This window comes from Corallococcus sp. AS-1-6 (assembly GCF_020037015.1).
In the GTDB taxonomy this organism is placed as follows: Bacteria; Myxococcota; Myxococcia; order Myxococcales; family Myxococcaceae; genus Corallococcus.
The window spans coordinates 22,326-39,963 of the sequence record NZ_JAIQDE010000001.1; the positions used below are offsets into that span (position 1 = coordinate 22,326).

Sequence of the window (17,638 nt, forward strand, 5' to 3'; positions counted from 1 at the left end):
GGGAGTCGTATGACCCCGCACGTCCCCTCCGGTTCGCGGCACTCCTTCCGTTTCGGTCTGCCGCCGTCCTTGGGCAGCGAGACGGCGCGCGAGCGTGCGGAACGTCTCGCGTCGTTCCTGCAGCGCGCGCTGGGCAAGCTGGTGGAGGTGAACGTCGCCACCAGCTACGAGACCCTGGCCAAGGACCTCTTGTCCGGGCGGGCGGACGCCGCCTGGGCGCCGCCCTTCGTGTGCGCGCGCATGGAGGCCATGGGCGTGCGGGTGCTGGCGCGCGGGGTGCGCCGGGGCATGTCCAGCTACCGCTCCGCGCTGGTGGGGCGGGCGGGCTCCGGGCTGACGCTGGAGAAGCTGAAGGGCGCCACGGCGGCGTGGGTGGACCGCGATTCGGTGGCGGGCTACCTGTTGCCCAGCGCGTTCCTGAAGACGCAGGGGCTGGAGCCGTCGCGAGCGTTCGTGTCGCAGCAGTTCACGGGCTCGTACCAGGGCGCGCTGGAGGCGGTGCTGGAGGGCAGGGCGGACGTGACGAGCGTCTTCTGTCCGCCGGCCTCCACGGGGCTGACGTTCACCACGGGCGTGGAGGACGTGCTGGGGCCGGGGATGGGCGCGAAGTTCGAGCTCCTGGCCTACACGGACGAGGCCCCCAACGACGGCGTGCCGGTGGCGATGGGGCTGCCCGCGCCGCTGGTGACGGCGCTGGAGGCGGCGCTCCTGGGGTTGCCGTCCACGCCGGACGGGCAGGCGCTGCTGCGCGACATCTTCAACGCGGACCGCTTCGAGGTGGCCCCGCGCATGGGCTACCGCGCGCTGTACCGCGTGGCCCTGGCGAGCCTGTAGCCGCGAGGCCCGAAAGCCGAGCCAGGCGACCTGTGGCGACGGAGGCTGGGGCCTCATGTCGGAAACAGGCCCGGTGCCGCGTGGCCTGGGCGACCTGCCGCGACGAAGGCGGGAACCTACTTGTCGGAGTCGGGCCCGGTGCCGCGAGCGGGGCGGCGGGCGGAGGACACGGAGCCTTCGGTGCGGCCCGTCTTCGCGGGCGCCTTGCCTCCGACGGAGTCCTCCGGCGCACGCACCGCCTTCGCGGCGGAGCGGCTCCCCGTCGCGTCGCCGGTGGCCTTCACGGCCTTCGCGGCGGAGCGGCTTCCGGTGGAGCCCTCGGCCGGACGGGACGCCTTCGAGCCCTCCGCGCGCACGGCGCCGAACTGGGCCGTGGAGGAGCGGCCGGGCTCCGCGCGCACGGCGCCGAATTGAGCGGTGGAGGACCGGCCGGTCTCCGCGCGCATCGCGTCGTGCTTCGCGGTGGACGCGCCCGGGTCTTCAGCGCGCACGGCGTCATGCTTCGCGGTGGAGGCGCGAGCCGCGTCCTCGCCGCGCACGGCATCGAACTTCCCGGTGGAGGCACGCGCGTCGCCGCGCATGGCTTCGTGCTTCGCGGTGGGGCGGCCCGCGTCCTCGTCGTGCAACGGCCGCGTGTCCGCGAGGCTCACGCCCGTGTTCTCCCGCGTCCTCACGGGCCGGGCCTCCGGGCGGCTCAGGCCGGAGTTCTCCTTCGTGCGCGAGGTCCGCTCCGCGGCGGTCCCCATGCCGGAGTCCTCCGGTGACGCGGAGGCCTTCGTCGACGACTGGCTCACCGACGGCTCCGGCGCGCGCGGCGGCGTCTTCGCCGGGGCCTGTGCCTTGCCCGCGGACGGCGTCGTCCCGGCGGCCGGCGGCTTCGCGGACGCGGCGCCGCCCGGCCGGGCCATCAGGCGCGGGTCGAAGTAGATCATCGTCGGCTCGGCCGCGAAGCGCTCCTCCTCCAGCTCGTCCGCGTACACGTCCCGCATGAACGCCGCCAGGTGCGCGCTGGTGCCGGACAGCTTCTCCTGCTGGAGGAACTCCTCCAGCGCCAACTGCAGCTCGCCCGCGGTGGAGAACCGGTCGTCCCGCTTGCGCGCCAGCGCCTTGAAGACGATGGGGTCCAACGACTTCGGAATCCCGGGCACCGCCTCCGACGGCGGGACGATCTTGTGCCCCACGACGGCCTTGAGCGTGGCCATCTCCGTCTCGCGCTTGAACAGGCGCCCGCCCGTCAGGAGCTCGTAGAACACCGTCCCCAGCCCGAACACGTCCGAGCGCGCGTCCAGCGGCTCACCCCGCGCCTGCTCCGGGGACATGTACGCGTGCTTGCCCTTGATGGTGCCCACCACCGTCTGCGACAGCTTGCCCTGCGCCTTCGCCACGCCGAAGTCGATGAGCTTCACGCCGCCGTTGAAGCCCACCAGCACGTTCTGCGGCGACACGTCCCGGTGGATGAGCGACAGCTTCCGCCCGGAAGGACTGCGCGCGTTGTGCGCCGCGTCCAGGCCCGCCGCCGCCTCCGCGATGATCCGGCACCGCAGGCCCAGCGGAAACCCGCCCGGGTGCGCCGACGCACGCGGCACCAGCGAACCCAGCGGCTCGCCGTGCACGTACTCCATCGCGATGTAGTACTGCCCGTCCACGTCCCCCATCTCGTAGATCTGCGCGATGTTGGGGTGGTTGAGCAGCGCCGCGATGCGCGCCTCGTCCAGGAACATCTGGAGGAACTCGTCGTCCTCCGACAGGTGGGGCAACAGCCGCTTCACCACCAGCAGCTTCTGGAACCCCACCGGCCCCTTCTGCCGGGCAAGGTAGACGGCCCCCATGCCGCCGGTGGCCAGCTTGCGCAGCAATTCATAGCGGCCGAACGTTTCCACTCCGGCCGTGACGATAGCCGCGTCAGCGCGGATCTCAAAAGCCCGGGCTTCCGCAAAAACGCGAACCGGGCCGGCCCCCCTTCAGGGACCGGCCCGGCCGCGCTGCGTCACGGACGCGTCCGCCTACGGCGTGGCGGAGCAGATGCTGCGGTAGCGGATCTCCACGGCCTGGCCCGGGGTGGGCACGGAGCCCGCCGCGAAGATGACCGCGTTGCGAGCCGGGTCGTAGGTCCACTGGTCCGCACCCAGCGTGCGGCCGTTCACGCGCACGCTCATCTCCGCGGTGCCGTCCGGCGTCGCGGTGAGGGGGAAGTCCGCCTGGGGCTCACCGGCCTGCTGGATGATGGGGTCCAGGAACCCCCGGTAGTCCCCCTCGCAGATGGAGCCCACGGAGCCGCCCGTGCCCCGGGCCACCGCGGCGAAGCGGTCCGCGTTGGCGCCCGCCGTGGAGCAGGACGTCCCGTTGGGGACGAGCGCGTGCAGGTTGCTGCGCTGGGACATGCCCGTGCCCTTCAGCGTCTGGAGGAACTGGATGTAGCTCTCCGGCTCGAAGCCGGAGTGGTCGTCCTCGTCCGCCAGCACCACCACGGCCATGCGGGCGGCGGCGCGGGTGAAGCCCAGGTTGCCGTCGTTGGGCTGCGGGGTGCGGACGTCGTCGGCCTGGTCGGACAGCGGGGCGGACAGGCCCTGGCGCATCGTCTCCAGGCCCTGCACCAGGTTGTGGCACAGGCCCACGTCGATGTTGGCCTGGATGGTGGTCGCCGCGTTGGCGCTGTTGCCGGACACCACGCGGGCGCGGCTGCCGTCCACCGGGAAGAGCCGGCCGGCCTCACCGCCGTTGGCGCCGCCGCCGCACAGCCCCGGGCGCTGCACCAGGCCCGTGCTGGTGACGCCCACGCGCACGTCCACGTTCAGCTCCTTGGCCCGCGCGAGCCACCCGGGGATCGCGCTGCGCAGGCGCTGCTGGTAGGGCTCCATGGTGGTGGTGTTGGAGACCACGAAGAGCACGTCCAGTTGGCTGTCGGTGCCCTGCGTGAAGCGGTCCACCTGGATGCCCTCGTGGTTGGTCTCCGCCAGCAGCGGGACGAGGAAGCGGTTCGCCTCCGCGTCCACCTGGAAGTACAGCGGGCTGTAGTGCTGGCCCAGCACGCTGCGGGCGTAGTCCACCTCCATCTCGAAGCCCTCGCCGGGCTGGAGCGTGATGGGGGACGTCACCGGCGTGCGCAGGGAGAACTGCTTGGACGTGCCGTTGCCGATGGTGGCGTCCCCCACGGTGAGCGGCTCGCTGCAGCGGTTGGAGAGGAACGTCGTGCGCGGCCGGGCCGGGCAGTCGTAGCGGATGGGCCCGAAGTCCACGAAGGACGGCGTGGCCACCAGGCACGACGGGTTGGACACCGCGTGGATGGGCAGCGTCACGGTGGGGTAGGCCGGGTTGTTGACGGTGAGCATCAGCTCGCCGTTGAACTCACCGCCCGTGGTGGGCGCGCGGAAGGCAATCATGGAGCTGAAGGCCGTGTCGTAGAGCACCACGCCGCCCGTGATGGGGCCGCCCGGCATGGAGAACACGCCGCCGCCGTCATTGGACAGGTGCACGTTCTTGATGGCGCACTCGGCCCGGCCCGGGTTGCGGAAGTAGAAGCCCAGCACCGCGCCGCGGCCCGGCACCACGTTGGCGAACTCCAGCTTCGGCTGCGGCAGCAGCTCGTACACGCAGGGGCCGGACGCGCGGGCGCGGCCCGTCAGGGTGATGGCGCGCTCGGGCGTGAAGAGGTCGTTGGACTGCACGTAGAGCGTGGCGGTGAAGGTGCCCTCGTTCCGGGGCTCGAAGTAGACCTTCAGCTCCAGCGCGTCGTCGCCCGGTTGGATCTGCAGGCCGTTGGCCTCCAGCGTGGGCCAGGTGCCGCCCTTCCAGGGGGAGCCCTGCGTGCCGCGCGTGGGCGTGGCCACGTTGAACTGCACCGCGTCCCCGTCCGCGCGCACGCCGGTGAAGGTGAGCGGGCCGTTGCTGCCCGCGTTGGTGATGCGGATGACCTGCTCCACCTTGCCGCCTACCGGCAGCTCGCCGAAGTCCAGCGCCACCGGGGCCACGGCCAGCGTGGGCCGGCCGCCGCGCGCGTCCAGCATCACGCGCGACTCACGCGCCTTGTCGGACGCGTACGCCACGGTGAGGTTGCCCACGTTGGGGCCGGAGAAGCGCGCGGCGAACTCCATGCGCATCTCCACCACCTCGCCCGGCCGCACCGTGCTGCCCTCCGGCTTGGACAGCGCGGAGAAGGCCCGGTCGCTGGTGGCCAGCGCGGAGATGGTCACCGGGCGCCAGGTGATGTTGCGCGCGCGGGTGAAGGACTCGGTGCGCTCGTGCACCGGGATCTCGTCGAAGGGCACGGGCGCCGGGTCGAACACGAAGGCGCTCGCCACGGAGTTGCCCTTCAGGTCCACCACGGACGGGGTGCACGTCTCGCAGGAGACGACCTCCAGCCGCGCGCCCATCTGCCCCAGCGCGCGGGGCAGGTACTTCGTCTTCACCACCTGGGTGGTGTTGGGCGGCACGGTGATGGTGTCCGCGGTGAACGGATCCGCGTTCTCGCCCGCGACCTTCAGGGTCAGCGGCAGGTCCACCGGGTTGGTGACGGTGACCTCCAGCGTGCGGTCGCTGTCCACCTCCAGCGTCTCGTAGTCCAGCACCGGCGGGTTGACGCCGATGCGCGTGGGCGTGCCCAGGCCCTGCACGGGCACCTGCTGCAGGGCGCCCACGTTGGCGTCCGTCGTCACGCGCAGCGTCTCCTCCACCGGCCCCTCGGCCAGCGGGTGGAAGCGCACCTTGACGACGTGCGACTCGCCCGGCGGCACGCGGCCGCCGCCGTCCGTCAGCTCCACCTGGTAGGACGGGTTGTTGCCCAGCCCCAACGCCTCCAGCGCGGAGAAGGGCACGTAGCCGACGTTGCGGATGCGGACCTCCTTCTCACGCCACTCGCCCACCGGCACCTCGCCGAAGTCGAGCGCGTCCACGTCCAGCACCGCCGTGGCCTGCACCGCGCGCGTCTGGTCCTCCTCGTGACACGCCATCGTCCCCGCCACCAACGACGCCAGCAGGACGACCCGACCCCTCCACCCCATCACCATTGTCCGCTCCCCACCCTTCCCCACCACACGCACACGGATGCCCGGGACACGTGATCCAACTCGGGCTCCCCCTAATCAAGACCCGTGCCGGACGGGAGCGCCCCCCGTCAACCACCAGAAATCAGGGACTTGGCGGACGCTCCAGCGGCCAAGTGAGCGCTGGAGGGAACCGGGGTGCCCTGGAGGGTGAAAGGTTTTTCCCGACCCTTTGCCAACCTGCACCCCCAACTTTTCAGGTCATGAACTGGACGCTCCGGTCACGAAGGCGGCGATCGCGGCGGCGACGGCGGCGGGCTGCTCCAGGTGCACGTGGTGACCGCCTTCGAAGGAGCGGGGCGGGGCGGCCAGCGTGCGCAGGGCGGCCAGCCGTGCCTCCAGCAGCTCCGGGGCGGGGGACAGCCCCTGCGTGCCGCGCAGGAGCTGCACCGGGCAGGTGACGGCGGCCTCCAGCGCCAGCCACTGGGCCTCGTCGAAGCCCTGGCCGAAGCGGCGGCGGTGGCGCGGGTCGAAGGTGAAGGCGAAGTCGCCCTCCGGCGTGCGCCGGGTGCCATGGCGCGCGAAGAGCAGCGCCGCGTCCGGGGAGAGGGTGGGGTTCGCCTGACGCAGGCGCTCCGCGGCGGCCTCCACGGTGGGGTAGCGCTTGCGGTTGGGGGGGCGGCGCGCGTCGTCCAGGAAGCCGCGCAGCCGCTGCACGGCGCCCGCGGGCGGGCCGCCGGAGGGCCCCAGGCTCTCAATGAGGGTCAGGCTCTGGACGCGCTCCGGGCGCGCGGCGGCGTACGCGAGCGCGACGATGCCGCCCAGCGAGTGCCCCACCAGGTGCACCGGAGGCAGGGCCAGCCCGTCCAGGGTGGCCTCCACGTCCAGCAGGTGGTCGCTGAAGTGGTACGCGGCGCCGGGGCCCGCGTGGCCGCTCTCGCCCATGCCGCGAAAGTCGAGCAGCACCGTGCGCCAGGACTCGGGCAGGTGCTCGCAGAGCGGATCAAAGCTGTGGGAGTGGTCCAGCCACCCGTGGAGCATCAGCACCGCGGGGGCGCCCAGGGGGCCACGCTGCCGCACGTGCAGCGGCAGCCCTTCTGCGTCGACGGTGAGGGATTCGAATGCGGCGGCGGGCACGGGTGCCTCCTCGTGCCTCCACGCCTTACTCCGTCCCCCGGGTGCTGGCGACCCTACGCGACGGTGCTGGACGACGCCGCGGCCGGGCGCGGCGGGCCGCCGGTGTCCGGCTTGCCGAGCACCATGGCCAACTGCCGGGCCTGGCTCTCCGTGGCGCAGCGGTACTCCTGGGTCTTGCCGTTGGGCCGTTCAATCCGAATCACCCAGACGTCATTCTCCTTGGTCACCACAGGCGCTTGAGACATGCATTCCCTCCGTGTCCGGAAAGGAAAGCAGTCTTCGTGCCGACCCCTCGGATGGGGCCAAATGCCTGATTTCCGGCCGTCTCCCACGCCCGGCGGCCGAGCAGGTGACAAAATTCGTTCAGCGGGGCGACAAATTTCGCGCACCCGGGTCGCACTCCTTGCGTAGTCCTCCGGGGCAGGTCCGGGTCGTTGGGATGACAATCATTGTTCAGCGGGGTCCGGCCACTCCCACGCCGAGCGGTAGCCGCCGTCCGTCTGGGTGCCCTCGATGAAGCGCGCGTAGAAGGGGTGGCTGCTGAGGGTGGCGGAGTCGCCCACGACGAACAGGTGCCGGCGGGCGCGGGTGAGGGCCACGTTCATGCGGCGCAGGTCGTTGAGGAAGCCCAACTGCCCCTCGCTGTTGGAGCGGGTCATGCTCACCAGGATGGCGTCCTTCTCCCGCCCCTGGAACGCGTCCACGGTGTCCACCTCCACCTCCGGGTGCACGGCCTCCAGGGCCTCGCGCAGGTGGCGGGCCTGGGCGCTGTACGGGGCGATGACGGCGACCTCGCGCGGCGACAGGCCCCGCTCCAGGAGCTCGCGCACGCGGGCGATGACGTAGGTGGCCTCGCCCGGGTTGAGGAGGGAGTGCGTGGTGGGCTCCACCTCCTCGTCGAAGCCCTTGCCCGCGGTGTCCAGGTAGAGCACCGGCGGCGCGTCCACCTGCGCGCCGGGCGTGAGCACGCCGGACAGCGTGCGCTCCGCCACGGACGGGTGGGCGCGCAGCTCGCCGCCGTACATCTCCTGGGAGGGGAAGGCCATGATGGCGGCGTTCATCCGGTACTGCTCGCGCAGCATGCGCTTCACGTCGTCGCCGTGGTCCTGGAGCAGGCGCTCGAAGAGGCTCGTGCCCAGGCCCGCCTTGGCGGCCTCCTGGGACAGCACGGTGGGCGGCAACTGCTGGGGGTCTCCGGCGAGCACCACCTTGGGGGCGCGCAGGAAGCCCAGGAGGGCCAGCGGCTCGGTGGCCTGGGTGGCCTCGTCCAACAGGGCGCGGTCGAACTCCTCGCCCGCGAGCACGCCGGAGCCCAGGCTCGCGAGCGTCACGCACACCACGTCCGCGCGGGCGAGCACGGCCTTCACGGCCTTCTTCTCCAGCTTGCGCGCCTCGTCCATCAGGTCCTTGGCCTCGGCGGTGGAGGAGCGGGCGTTGGAGAAGCGCTCGCGGCTGCGGCCCTGGCTGCGCTGCCTGCGCGCGTAGCCGAAGAGGTCGAAGGCCTCGTCGAACAGGTCGCGGCTGACGACGCGGTCCGGGTGCTCCTCCACCACGATGTCCAGCGTGTGCTCCTGGAGGCGGGCGGCGACGCGCGCGGGGTGGCCCACGCGGATGGCGCGCAGGCCCTGCTCCAGGCACAGCTCCAGCAGGTGGTCCACCGCGGCGTTGCTGGCCGCCGTGCACAAGAGGCGCTCGCCTCGCGCGACGGCCTGGGCCGCCACCTCCGCCAGCACGGTGGACTTGCCGGTGCCGGGCGGGCCGTGGACCAGGAAGAAGTCCTCCGCGGCCAGCGCGCGCTTCGCGGCGTCCTGCTGCTCCGGGTTGAGCGGGCGGGTGGGGGTGAAGTCCTTGGTGTTGTCGAAGCGCGGGGGCTCGTTGCCCAGCAGCACCTCGCGCTTGTGGCGCTCCTGGCCCTTGTCCATGGCCTTCACGCGCTGGAGCCCCGCGCGCACGCGCTCGTAGGTGACGTCGTTGGGGACGACGTCCAGGCGCAGCAGCCCCTCGGACAGGTAGGCGGGCGGCTCGCGGTCGAAGGCGAGCTGGATGCGGGTGGAGGTGGCGCGCGACACGAGCGCCTTCGCGGGGTCCTTCACCTCCGCGCGGCGGGGCAGCACCGCCACCAGGTCGCCGTTGGACACGCGCGTGGGCAGCTTCCCCCGGTCCGCGCGGGCGAGCGTGAGGAGGATGCGGCCGCCCAGGCCCACCTCCTCCTCGACGGTCTCCAGGTCCAGCACGGACAGGCCCTGCTCCTCGCGCTCGCGCAGGGTGAGCCCTTGCGCGAGCGAGGTCATCCGGGCCTTCTCGGCCTCGCGCTCCTGGGCGAGCAGCGAGCCGAGCTTGTCGAAGAACGAAACGTCACGGGCCATGGCCCCAGGTCATGCCATCCCGGGGCGCCCGCCGTCACGGCCCGCGTGCCGGACCGTCCTGCTACTGGCAGGAATAGGTGTACGAGGACGGCGTGCTCCAGGTGCCGTCCGGGTTGATGTTGCGCACGGTGTAGCCGCTCGCCGGGTAGGCCGTCGTCCAGCAGTCGCGGGCGCGCACGTCGTTGCGCAGGGCGACTCCCAGGTCCCAGTTGCCGCGGCGGCGCTGCTTCTCGTACGCGGCCACGCGGTCCACCGCCTCCACCCAGGTGGAGTCCGCCGCCAGCACGTCGCGGCGCTTCTCCAGGAACTTCTGGAGCCACGCGCTCTCCGTGATGCCGTTGTAGCCCACCACCGGCGCCACCTGGCCGCTGTTGCCCAGGGCCGTGTTGGCCTTGCGGATGAGGTCCTTCATGCCGTCGAAGCCGTGGTTGATGGACGCGTCATAGAGCGCGGCCTTGGTGAGCGCCTGGGTGAGGCCCCACTTCGCGGCCTCGTTGATGGTGGGCGTGTAGTAGAGCGCGTCGCTCACCTGGTCCTGGCACTGCTTGAAGTCCGCCTTCGTGGCGGTGGTGTTGAAGCTGGCCGCCCAGTCCGCGGTCCAGTTGCCCACGGCGTCCAGCTCCGCCGTGGACGCCTGGGATTGGCCGGTGGACAGGAAGCGGTTGTTGATGACGGTGAGCGCGTTCCAGTACTTCGCCAGGCGGTTGCCATTGGCCTCCGTGCGCAGGGCCCGGTAGCACTCCACCACCTGGATGGCGTCGCCCGTGCCGGTGCAGAAGCCCGCGCGCCCGTTGGTGTAGCCGCGCCCGTCGAAGATGTTCTCCGAATAGGCGTAGTCCAGCGTGGGCGTGTCGTTCTCCCAGATGCTCGTCAGCCCTTCGGCCACCTTCTTCTGGTTCGCCGTGAGGCCGGAGCCGCCAGGGGACGTGCCGCCGCAACTGTCGGACTGGACCTTCACGTTGGCCGCGGTGAAGGACACGTTGGAGTTGGTGGAGTAGTTGAACGTGTAGGACGCGCCCACCGCCACCGTCAGCGACGACGTGCGCGTGAAGGTGCACGTGCGGCCTGACTGCGTGTGCGTCCAGCCGGGCTGGTCATCGTCGCACGTCACCCCCGAGGGCACGTCGAGCGCGATGACCGGGTTGGCGATGGCCACCGTCCCCGTGTTCTTGAAGACGAGCGTGCCCCAGTAGTCCGGCCCGTCGTACGTGTTCGTCGTCACCGAGTGCGTGCACGCGCCCAGCGCCTGCTCCACCGTGCTCGGAGCCGCCGTGTCCCCGGCGCCGCCACAACCCCCCGCCAGCGCCACCAGCCCCGCCGTGAGGCCCATCATCCACGTCCGTGAAGCCGCCATGTGCCTGCCCCCATTTGGGTAGACGGGATGCCCGCGCTCGACGAGCATCCCGGATAGAGCAGGAATAGCCGTATTCGATGCAAATCTCCAGCGGCGCTCAGCCCTGGACGTCCGGCAGTGGAAGCACCCGCCACAACTGCGGCTTGTCGTACTGGGGCGGAATCATCCCCAGCGGCCAGCCTTCGGCGGTGAGCTCCGCGTACTGGTACGCGCGCCCCGCGAAGGGGATGCGGGTGCCGGTGCCGGGCAGCCCCACGCCGATGGCCGCGTGCGCGAGCGCGTCCGAGTAGAGCATCACCGCGTCCACGCCCACCTGCCGCAGCAGCATCAGCGCCAGCACCGCCTTGGAGTCGCAGTCGCCGCGGTCCTGCGCGGGCACCAGCCCCGGCGGGACGATGCCGAAGGGCTCGTCGCCGGGCAGCTCGTAGCGGATGCGGCGCACGAAGCCGAGGATGAGCTCGGTGGCCTGCGCCGCGTCCAGGTCGCGCTCGCGGATGGAGGTGGCGAAGCGCTCGCCGAGCACGCGCACCGGCTCCGCGTTGCTGCGCATCAGCTCCGCGTAGATGCAGCGCATGTCCGTGCCGCAGCCCGGCGGCGCCACGTAGGTGAAGCGCTCCGGGCCCATGGCGCGGTAGCGCAGCCGCACGCTGTAGTCGCGGTGCGCCTGCTCCAGCCCGCGCTCCATCGCCTCTCCCAGCCCGTAGGCCAGTTGCTGACGGGCGGGCTCCATGCCGTCCACGCGCCAGTCATAGGACCTGGCCCGCTCCGGCGGCGTGTCCTCCGGCACCAGCACCACGCCCAGGTCCCGCATCGCCTCCTGGGGGTCCGCGGGGGGAGCCTCCGTCGGTGGCCGGGGGGGATCCGGGAGCCGGCCCGCCTTGCGGCCGACCCCGAGCTCCCAACTGGCGAAGGCCATGAGCGCGCCCACCAGCAGGAGCGACAGCAGCGTCTTCCACGCGCGCGCGGCCATGGGGTGGCTCAGGCGGGCGCGCGCAGCACCCCGGTGGGGAGCTGCGGGAAGGGGATGAGCCCGTTGAGCGCGGCCTGGAGGCCCGGGGCGGTGAGCAGCGCGATGACCAGCAGGAAGGCGCACAGGAGGAGCGCGGCGGCGATGTTGCCCCTGCGCACCTCCGCCAGCTCCTCGATGCCCGGCGTCATCTTGTCGAACAGCCGCACGCCCAGGGCGAGCACCGCCACGCCCACCGCCAGCGACAGCGCCACGTGCACCAGCGCCAGGCCCAGCAACTGGAGCACCGACATGGCGGACACGGGCGGGTTCTGCACCGCCAGGTCCACCGCGTCGCCCGTGGCCTTCAGCGCGTGCTGCACGAGCAGGCCCAGCGACACGAGGCTGGTCGCGTGCACCAGCCCGGAGGCGACGTTGCCCTGGCGCAGCTCCTCCACGGGGTGGCTGTCCAGGAGGCGGCTCAGGCCGCGCATGCTCAAGCCGATGCCGAGCGCGGCCACGAGTCCGCCGAGGACGACCTTCATGAGTCCGACGACGAAGAGGGTGAGGTCCATGGGGGCGCTGGGGACTGTAGCGGAAGTCCCCCTCGCCGCCACGGCTCATGGCTCACGCGCGCGGCTTGCCGTCCTTCAGACGGCGGCTGAGCGTCCAGGCGAGGGCGACGAGCGCGGCCCAGCCCACCGCCGACTCCGGGCCGCCGCCCACCGAGCAGCCCATGCCCTGCCGCATGTCGCTCGTCGGGTCGTACTGCACGGTCACGTGGAAGTTGCAGAGCGCCGCGTTGCCGGCCGCGTCGATGGCGGTGACCTGCACCGCGTGCAGGCCCGGCGCGAGCGGCGTGCCCACGACGGGGCTGTAGGAGATCTCCGTCCCGGAGACGGCATCCGAGGCGGTGGCGTCCGGGTACGCCGCGCGGGTGCCGGACATCACCGCGGTGGTCAGCGTCTGGTCCTGCGGGCAGGTGAGCACGGGCGGGCGCGAGTCGCGCACCCGCACCTGGATTTCGCAGGAGGTGCTGTTGCCCGCGTCGTCGGTGCTGACGACCTGCACGCGGGTGAGGCCCAGCGGGAACAGGTCCCCGGACGCGTGCGTGCTGGTGACGGTGACCTTGCTGGAGATGCTGTCGGTGGGCGTGGGCTCCGGCCAGTACGCGTGCGCGCCGTCGGGCCCCTCCGCCTCCACGCGGACCTCGCTCACCTTGCAGGCGCCGGTGGGGGCCTGACCGTCGAAGACGGTGACGGGGAAGGCGCAGGTGGTCTCGTTGCCGGCCGCGTCCTTCGCCGTCATGTTCACCTGGGTGGTGCCCAGGGGCAGCATGCTGCCGTTCTCCGGGCTGTAGGTGACGAGCACCTTGGAGCCCGACTCATCCTGGATGTTCAGGGTCGGGTAGTAGAAGGTCGCTCCGCGAGCGGACCGCGTGCCCAGGGACAGTTGCGTCGGGCAGCCGTTGATGGCGGGCCCCGTCAGGTCCCGTGACGTCATCACGGTGGCGCAGTACGCGAGCCGGCCCGTCGCGTCCTCGGCCCGGGTGGTGACGAGGACGGGCTGGTGGAGCGGCAGCAGGCTGGAGTCCGGATGGGTGGTGCGCACCGTGGCCGCGAGCGCGCTGGTCAGCACCGGCGCCAGGCCCTGCGTCAGGGTCCCCTCGGGGCGGTTGGCGGGCACGTCCCGGGTGGCCGGGCACACGAAGGTCGGCGGCGCTTCATCCCGCTCCATCCGCCACAGCGCGCGAGGCGTCCACGGGTCGCCGGCCGTCGTCAGCAGCGCCCCCTGCAAGGACACCAGCCCCGAGGCCAGCGCGGACAGGTTGCCTGAAGGAAGCCACGTCAGCCGGGCCGTGCCCGCCCCGGTGCCATCCGTGCGCCACAGCTCGCTCGCCCCCGCCTGCGTCGTCACGATGAAGGCGAGCCCGTCCTCCCACGGCGTGAAGCCGCGCACGGACTCCACTCCGTACGCGGTGGGCCGGGAGAGGTGCACGGTGCCGGCCTCGGTGCCGTCCGTCACCCACAGCGAGTCACCGGAGGCCGCGCCCCGCGCCACCACGAAGACGCGGCTGCCCACCGGGACGAGCGTCACGCCCGGAGGCCCCTCGAGCATCGACCGGGGCAGCGTCTTCACCGGCAGGGTGCCCGCCTCGGTGCCATCCGTGCGCCACAGCTCGATGCCCTCGGGCGTGCCGGTCACGAGGAAGAGGAGCGAGCTGCCCAGCGCGGTGAGGTGGTGGACGCTGGGGCCCGCCGTGGTCGTGGGCTTGAAGCCGTGGACGAGGACGGTGCCCGCTCCGGTGCCGTCCGACTTCCACAGCGCGCGGCCGTGCGTGGAGTCCTCCGCGGTGAAGTAGAGCGTGTCGCCCACGGCGGTGAGGTGTCGCGGCAGGGAGTCGCCGACGCCGGTGTGGATGTCCCGCACGAGCGCCGTGCCCGCCTCGGTGCCATCCGTGCGCCACAGCTCGAAGCCCTGCTCCGTCTCCGCGGAGAAGAAGACCGTGTCCCCCACGCGCGCGAAGCCGTTCGCGTTCGCCGTGGCGAGCCCCGGGTAGATGTCCTTGACGGGCACGGTGCCCTCGGCGGTGCCGTCAGACTTCCAGAGGTCGAACTCCGTCTCGCCCATGCCCGCCGGGGCGAAGAGCACGGAGTCCCCGAACACGAAGACGGGCGCCTGGAATGCCACGCCGTCGAGCCGGCCCGGGTTGAGCTCACGCGTGACGTGCGTGCCCTCGCGCGTGCCGTCGCTCGTCCACAGCTCACGTCCGGTCTCCGCCGACGTCGCGGTGAAGAACAGGCGGTGCGGCGTGGCGCGCAGCGAGCCCGGGTCGATGCGCGCGCCGGAGGGCAGCAGCTCCTCCTGCACGGAGCGGGTGCCCGCGGGCGTTCCGTCGGTCACCCACAGGTCCTGGACGTAGGGGCCGGCGCTGCCGTCGCCCGGTGTGGCGAGGAAGTAGAGGCGTCCGTTCAGCTCGGCCGTGGCCTGCGCGCCGGGGCGATTGAAGTCAGGGAGCAACTGGGGGGTGGACGTGAGGTCCACCAGGCGGCGCACGCTCACCGGATCCATCTGGGCGGGCTCGGCCCGCGCGAACGCCGGGGCCGCACCCACCGCCAACGACAACGCCGAAAGCCACGCACGACCGCTGACAATCCCCATGCCCGCCCCTCCACGCCCGCCCGCCTGCCAACTGTCCCGCTGGGGGCGCACCGTCATCACGCCCCCGCCGGGCTACAACCCACGACCTGTCCGACTGTCCGACAGGTTGCGCACCGCCGGCGCCATGCCAGGGGCATCTGTTCACCACCGGTCGCCGCCCTCGGGCGCGGAGGTGCTTCTACCTGGGCGGTGGTGGGGAGAGCGGGAGGCGCGGATCCGCCGCGCACCGGACTCTCCCGAGGGGCGGTGGGCCCGGGGCCGCACCGGCCGTCTCAATCCAAGACTCATTTCGCGACGTGTCATGATGGTTCATGAGACAGGCCCGCGAATCCCTCCGGGTCTGGTGCCCTGGCTCGTGAAAACGGGCCTTCCCCGGTTCTCGTGTTGAGACATCGCGATACCTAGACTGTCTTTCCCCCTCGGTTGGAGAAAGGCAGACATGGATTCCGTTCCCAGTCATCCCGAGCGCCGCTTGCGGGTGGCGTCGCCGGAGGCCGTCCCGTTCCTGCTCGTGCCGGAGCCCCTGCTGCCGGAGGTCGAGCACCCCTGTCGCATCCCGGTGAAGGACGTGGAGGAGGCGGAGTTCCTGGCCGCCGTGCTGCAGGAGCACTGCGGCCTCTACCTGGGCGAGCGCGCCGCCGGATTCCCCGCGCTGGCGGAGTGGGCGGACGCCACGCCGGTGGGCGTGCGCGTGGGGAGGCCCTGGAAGAAGGAACCGCCGGAGAACGTCTCCGAGCTCCTGGCCCGCATCCCCGTGCGCAACCCCGTCTCGGAGGGGCGACAGTCCTTCACCGGGGCGGAGCAGGCCCGGCCGCTGGAGCGCATCGACCCGGTGCTCGTGCACAAGCGCGACCCGGCGAACGTGCTGCTCGCCAACGCGTGCCGGGTGGGGGCGCTGCATCAGTTCAACGCGTTCACGGACTCGCCGGAGTTCGTCTTCGACCATCCCTCCGAGCACGTGCAGGGGATGCTCCTCACGGAGCTGGCGCGGCAGGCGAGCATCGCGGCCATCCACGGCGTGGGGCTGCCCTTGGACTGGTCGCTCATCATGACGCGCCTGACGCTGGAGTTCCGGCGCTTCGTGCGCAACGACCTGCCGGTGGTGATCCGCACCTTCTCCAGCTTCCGGCTCCCGGAGTGGGCGGAGCCGGTGCGCAGCGAAGGGCGCCGCAACCGCATGTGGATCGCCGTGCAGGGCTGGCAGGAGGACATCTGCTGCTACTCGGGGCTGATTGGCGCCGTGAGCGCGAAGGCGGCGTCATGAAGGGTCTGCACCGCTGGATGCCCACGCTGCTGCTGGTGACGGGCGTGGGGCTGCTGATTCCGCTGGGCTCGCGGCAGGTGTTGCGCACGCCGGAGGACAGCCGGCCCATCGCGGCCCTGATGCTGGGCCTGTACCTGACGTGGATGCTGGTGGAGAGCCGGGTGACGCTGCGGGAGACGCGCAAGCCCACCGCGGAGCGGGACAGCGCCACGCTGGAGCTGTATGCGATAGGGCGCCTGGCGACCCTCCTGTTGGCGGTCGCGTTCCCCACGTTGGAGTGGGGGCCGGTGCCGCGAGCGGTGGGGCTGCTCTGCTTCATCGCCGGGGTGTCGCTGCGGCTCACGGCCATCCGCACGTTGGGGAAGGCCTATTCGCACCGGGTGCGGCTGCCGGACGCGAGCCTGCTCGTGACGGAGGGCGTGTACCGGAGGCTCCGGCACCCGGCGTACACCGGCATGTTGCTGGCGCACGTGGGCTACCTGCTGGTGTTCCCCGCGGTCGTGGGCATCACCGTCTTCGCGCTGCTGTTCGTCCCGGCGGTCCTCCTGCGCATCCGGCACGAGGAGCGGCTGCTGCTGGGCTCCTTCCCGGGCTACGCCGAGTACGCGGCGAGCCGCAAGCGGTTGGTCCCATGGGTCTGGTAGGCGGCTTCGGCGTCGTGCTCATGGGCGCGACCGGCATGGTGGGGCAGGCCTTCCTGCGCCAGCGCGGAGCGCATCCCGTGCACGCGCTGGTGCGCTCGCCCGACGGCCGCGAGTGGGGAGACGGCGTGCACGTCGTGCGGGGAGACCTGCACGGCATTCCAGAGGCGTTGTTCCCGTCGTATCCCTACGTCGTCCTGCACCTGGCCACGAAGCAGCGGGACACGGACGGCACGGGCTACGAGCGGACCAACGTGGACGGCACGCGGCGGCTCCTGTCGCGACTCACGGGGGATTGCCGGGGTGTCCTCTTCGGCAGCTCCATGTCTGTCTATGGCGCGGGGCCCCACCGGGGCGTGAAGGAGGACCAGCCGCTCCGGCCCGTCACCGCGCTGGCCCGCTCGCGCGTGGCGGCCGAGGACGTCATCACGGAACACGCGGTCCGGACGGGGCTTCACGCGGCGCTGCTCCGGCCGCGCTTCCTCCTCGGGCGCGGGGACCGGTTCGTCCTGCCCTCGATGGTGAAGCTCCTGAAGCAGGGCGTGCAGGTCGGGCACGACGCGGTGGGGTGCTCGGTCATCGACGTGGATGACCTGGGGCGAATCCTCTGGAGGCTCGCGCGGCGGATGGTGGAGACGCCGCGCCCCGAACAGCAGGCGTTCAACGTCGCGTACTCACGCCCACTGCTGCGAGGCGAGTTCCTGGGCACGGTGGGGCGGGGGCTGGGTTTGCCTCCTCCGCTCGTGAAGGTCCGGGCTCCCGGGTGGGTGCCGCGACTCATGCGGGAGGTCCCCAGCCGGAGGGCCCGGGCGGTGGCCGAACGTCTGGAGTTGCTGGTCCATTCACAGTGTCTGGATGTCTCGCGGCTCGCGGCGGTGCTCGGGCCGGAGGACCTGTTGGCGAGGTCCCCGGTGGATGCCCTGCGAAGCGCGCTCAATGACTTTCGTCCCTGAAG

At 72.0% G+C, this 17,638-nt stretch carries 13 protein-coding genes; 4 read left to right on the forward strand and 9 right to left on the reverse strand.

Translation table 11 applies throughout. The annotated features are described in order from the left end of the window. Nucleotides 1-9 precede the first annotated feature (9 nt). Nucleotides 10-834: a phosphate/phosphite/phosphonate ABC transporter substrate-binding protein gene (locus K8612_RS00105; protein WP_223760839.1), complete on the forward strand. Its 825-nt coding sequence runs from the start codon at nucleotides 10-12 to the stop codon at nucleotides 832-834. Nucleotides 835-950: 116 nt separating this feature from the next. On the opposite strand, the gene K8612_RS39455 is transcribed toward K8612_RS00105, so the two are convergent. From K8612_RS39455 to K8612_RS00150, 9 genes are all read right to left on the reverse strand, one after another. Then, nucleotides 951-2,714, reverse strand: a complete 1,764-nt coding sequence (locus K8612_RS39455; RefSeq protein WP_373692068.1) for a serine/threonine protein kinase — start codon at nucleotides 2,712-2,714, stop codon at nucleotides 951-953. 123 nt (nucleotides 2,715-2,837) lie between these two features. Then, a complete protein-coding gene (locus K8612_RS00115; protein WP_223760840.1) occupies nucleotides 2,838-5,837 on the reverse strand; it encodes a choice-of-anchor D domain-containing protein in 3,000 nt (999 codons plus the stop codon). Between the two features lie 237 nt (nucleotides 5,838-6,074). Beyond that, nucleotides 6,075-6,950 carry an alpha/beta hydrolase gene (locus tag K8612_RS00120; protein WP_223760841.1) on the reverse strand — a complete coding sequence of 292 codons (876 nt, stop codon included), beginning with the start codon at nucleotides 6,948-6,950 and terminating at the stop codon, nucleotides 6,075-6,077. A gap of 53 nt (nucleotides 6,951-7,003) precedes the next feature. Next, complete coding sequence (locus K8612_RS00125; RefSeq protein ID WP_223739178.1) at nucleotides 7,004-7,195, reverse strand: hypothetical protein; 192 nt, start codon at nucleotides 7,193-7,195, stop codon at nucleotides 7,004-7,006. 201 nt (nucleotides 7,196-7,396) lie between these two features. Beyond that, the gene (locus K8612_RS00130; RefSeq protein ID WP_223760842.1) at nucleotides 7,397-9,316 is read right to left on the reverse strand and encodes an AAA domain-containing protein; all 1,920 of its coding nucleotides are present in this window, start codon (nucleotides 9,314-9,316) and stop codon (nucleotides 7,397-7,399) included. A gap of 61 nt (nucleotides 9,317-9,377) precedes the next feature. Further along, a complete protein-coding gene (locus K8612_RS00135) occupies nucleotides 9,378-10,670 on the reverse strand; it encodes a chitosanase (protein WP_223739180.1) in 1,293 nt (430 codons plus the stop codon). A gap of 97 nt (nucleotides 10,671-10,767) precedes the next feature. Further along, nucleotides 10,768-11,640 carry a hypothetical protein gene (locus K8612_RS00140; RefSeq protein ID WP_223739181.1) on the reverse strand — a complete coding sequence of 291 codons (873 nt, stop codon included), beginning with the start codon at nucleotides 11,638-11,640 and terminating at the stop codon, nucleotides 10,768-10,770. Between the two features lie 8 nt (nucleotides 11,641-11,648). Continuing rightward, nucleotides 11,649-12,191: a DUF350 domain-containing protein gene (locus tag K8612_RS00145; RefSeq protein ID WP_223760843.1), complete on the reverse strand. Its 543-nt coding sequence runs from the start codon at nucleotides 12,189-12,191 to the stop codon at nucleotides 11,649-11,651. Nucleotides 12,192-12,243: 52 nt separating this feature from the next. After that, the gene (locus K8612_RS00150) at nucleotides 12,244-14,778 is read right to left on the reverse strand and encodes an HYR domain-containing protein (RefSeq protein ID WP_223760844.1); all 2,535 of its coding nucleotides are present in this window, start codon (nucleotides 14,776-14,778) and stop codon (nucleotides 12,244-12,246) included. A 439-nt stretch (nucleotides 14,779-15,217) separates the two neighbouring features. Here K8612_RS00150 and K8612_RS00155 point away from each other — a divergent pair, with 439 nt between their 5' ends. Genes K8612_RS00155 through K8612_RS00165 form a run of 3 tightly spaced genes read left to right on the forward strand, consistent with a single transcriptional unit; the run spans nucleotide 15,218 to nucleotide 17,636 of the window. Further along, nucleotides 15,218-16,042, forward strand: coding sequence for an AfsA-related hotdog domain-containing protein (locus tag K8612_RS00155; RefSeq protein WP_223739184.1), 825 nt, complete (start codon nucleotides 15,218-15,220; stop codon nucleotides 16,040-16,042). Then, nucleotides 16,039-16,686, forward strand: a complete 648-nt coding sequence (locus K8612_RS00160) for an isoprenylcysteine carboxylmethyltransferase family protein (protein ID WP_223760845.1) — start codon at nucleotides 16,039-16,041, stop codon at nucleotides 16,684-16,686. Before K8612_RS00155 ends, K8612_RS00160 begins: the two co-directional genes overlap by 4 nt. After that, the gene (locus K8612_RS00165) at nucleotides 16,674-17,636 is read left to right on the forward strand and encodes an NAD(P)-dependent oxidoreductase (protein ID WP_223760846.1); all 963 of its coding nucleotides are present in this window, start codon (nucleotides 16,674-16,676) and stop codon (nucleotides 17,634-17,636) included. Before K8612_RS00160 ends, K8612_RS00165 begins: the two co-directional genes overlap by 13 nt. Nucleotides 17,637-17,638: the final 2 nt, after the last annotated feature.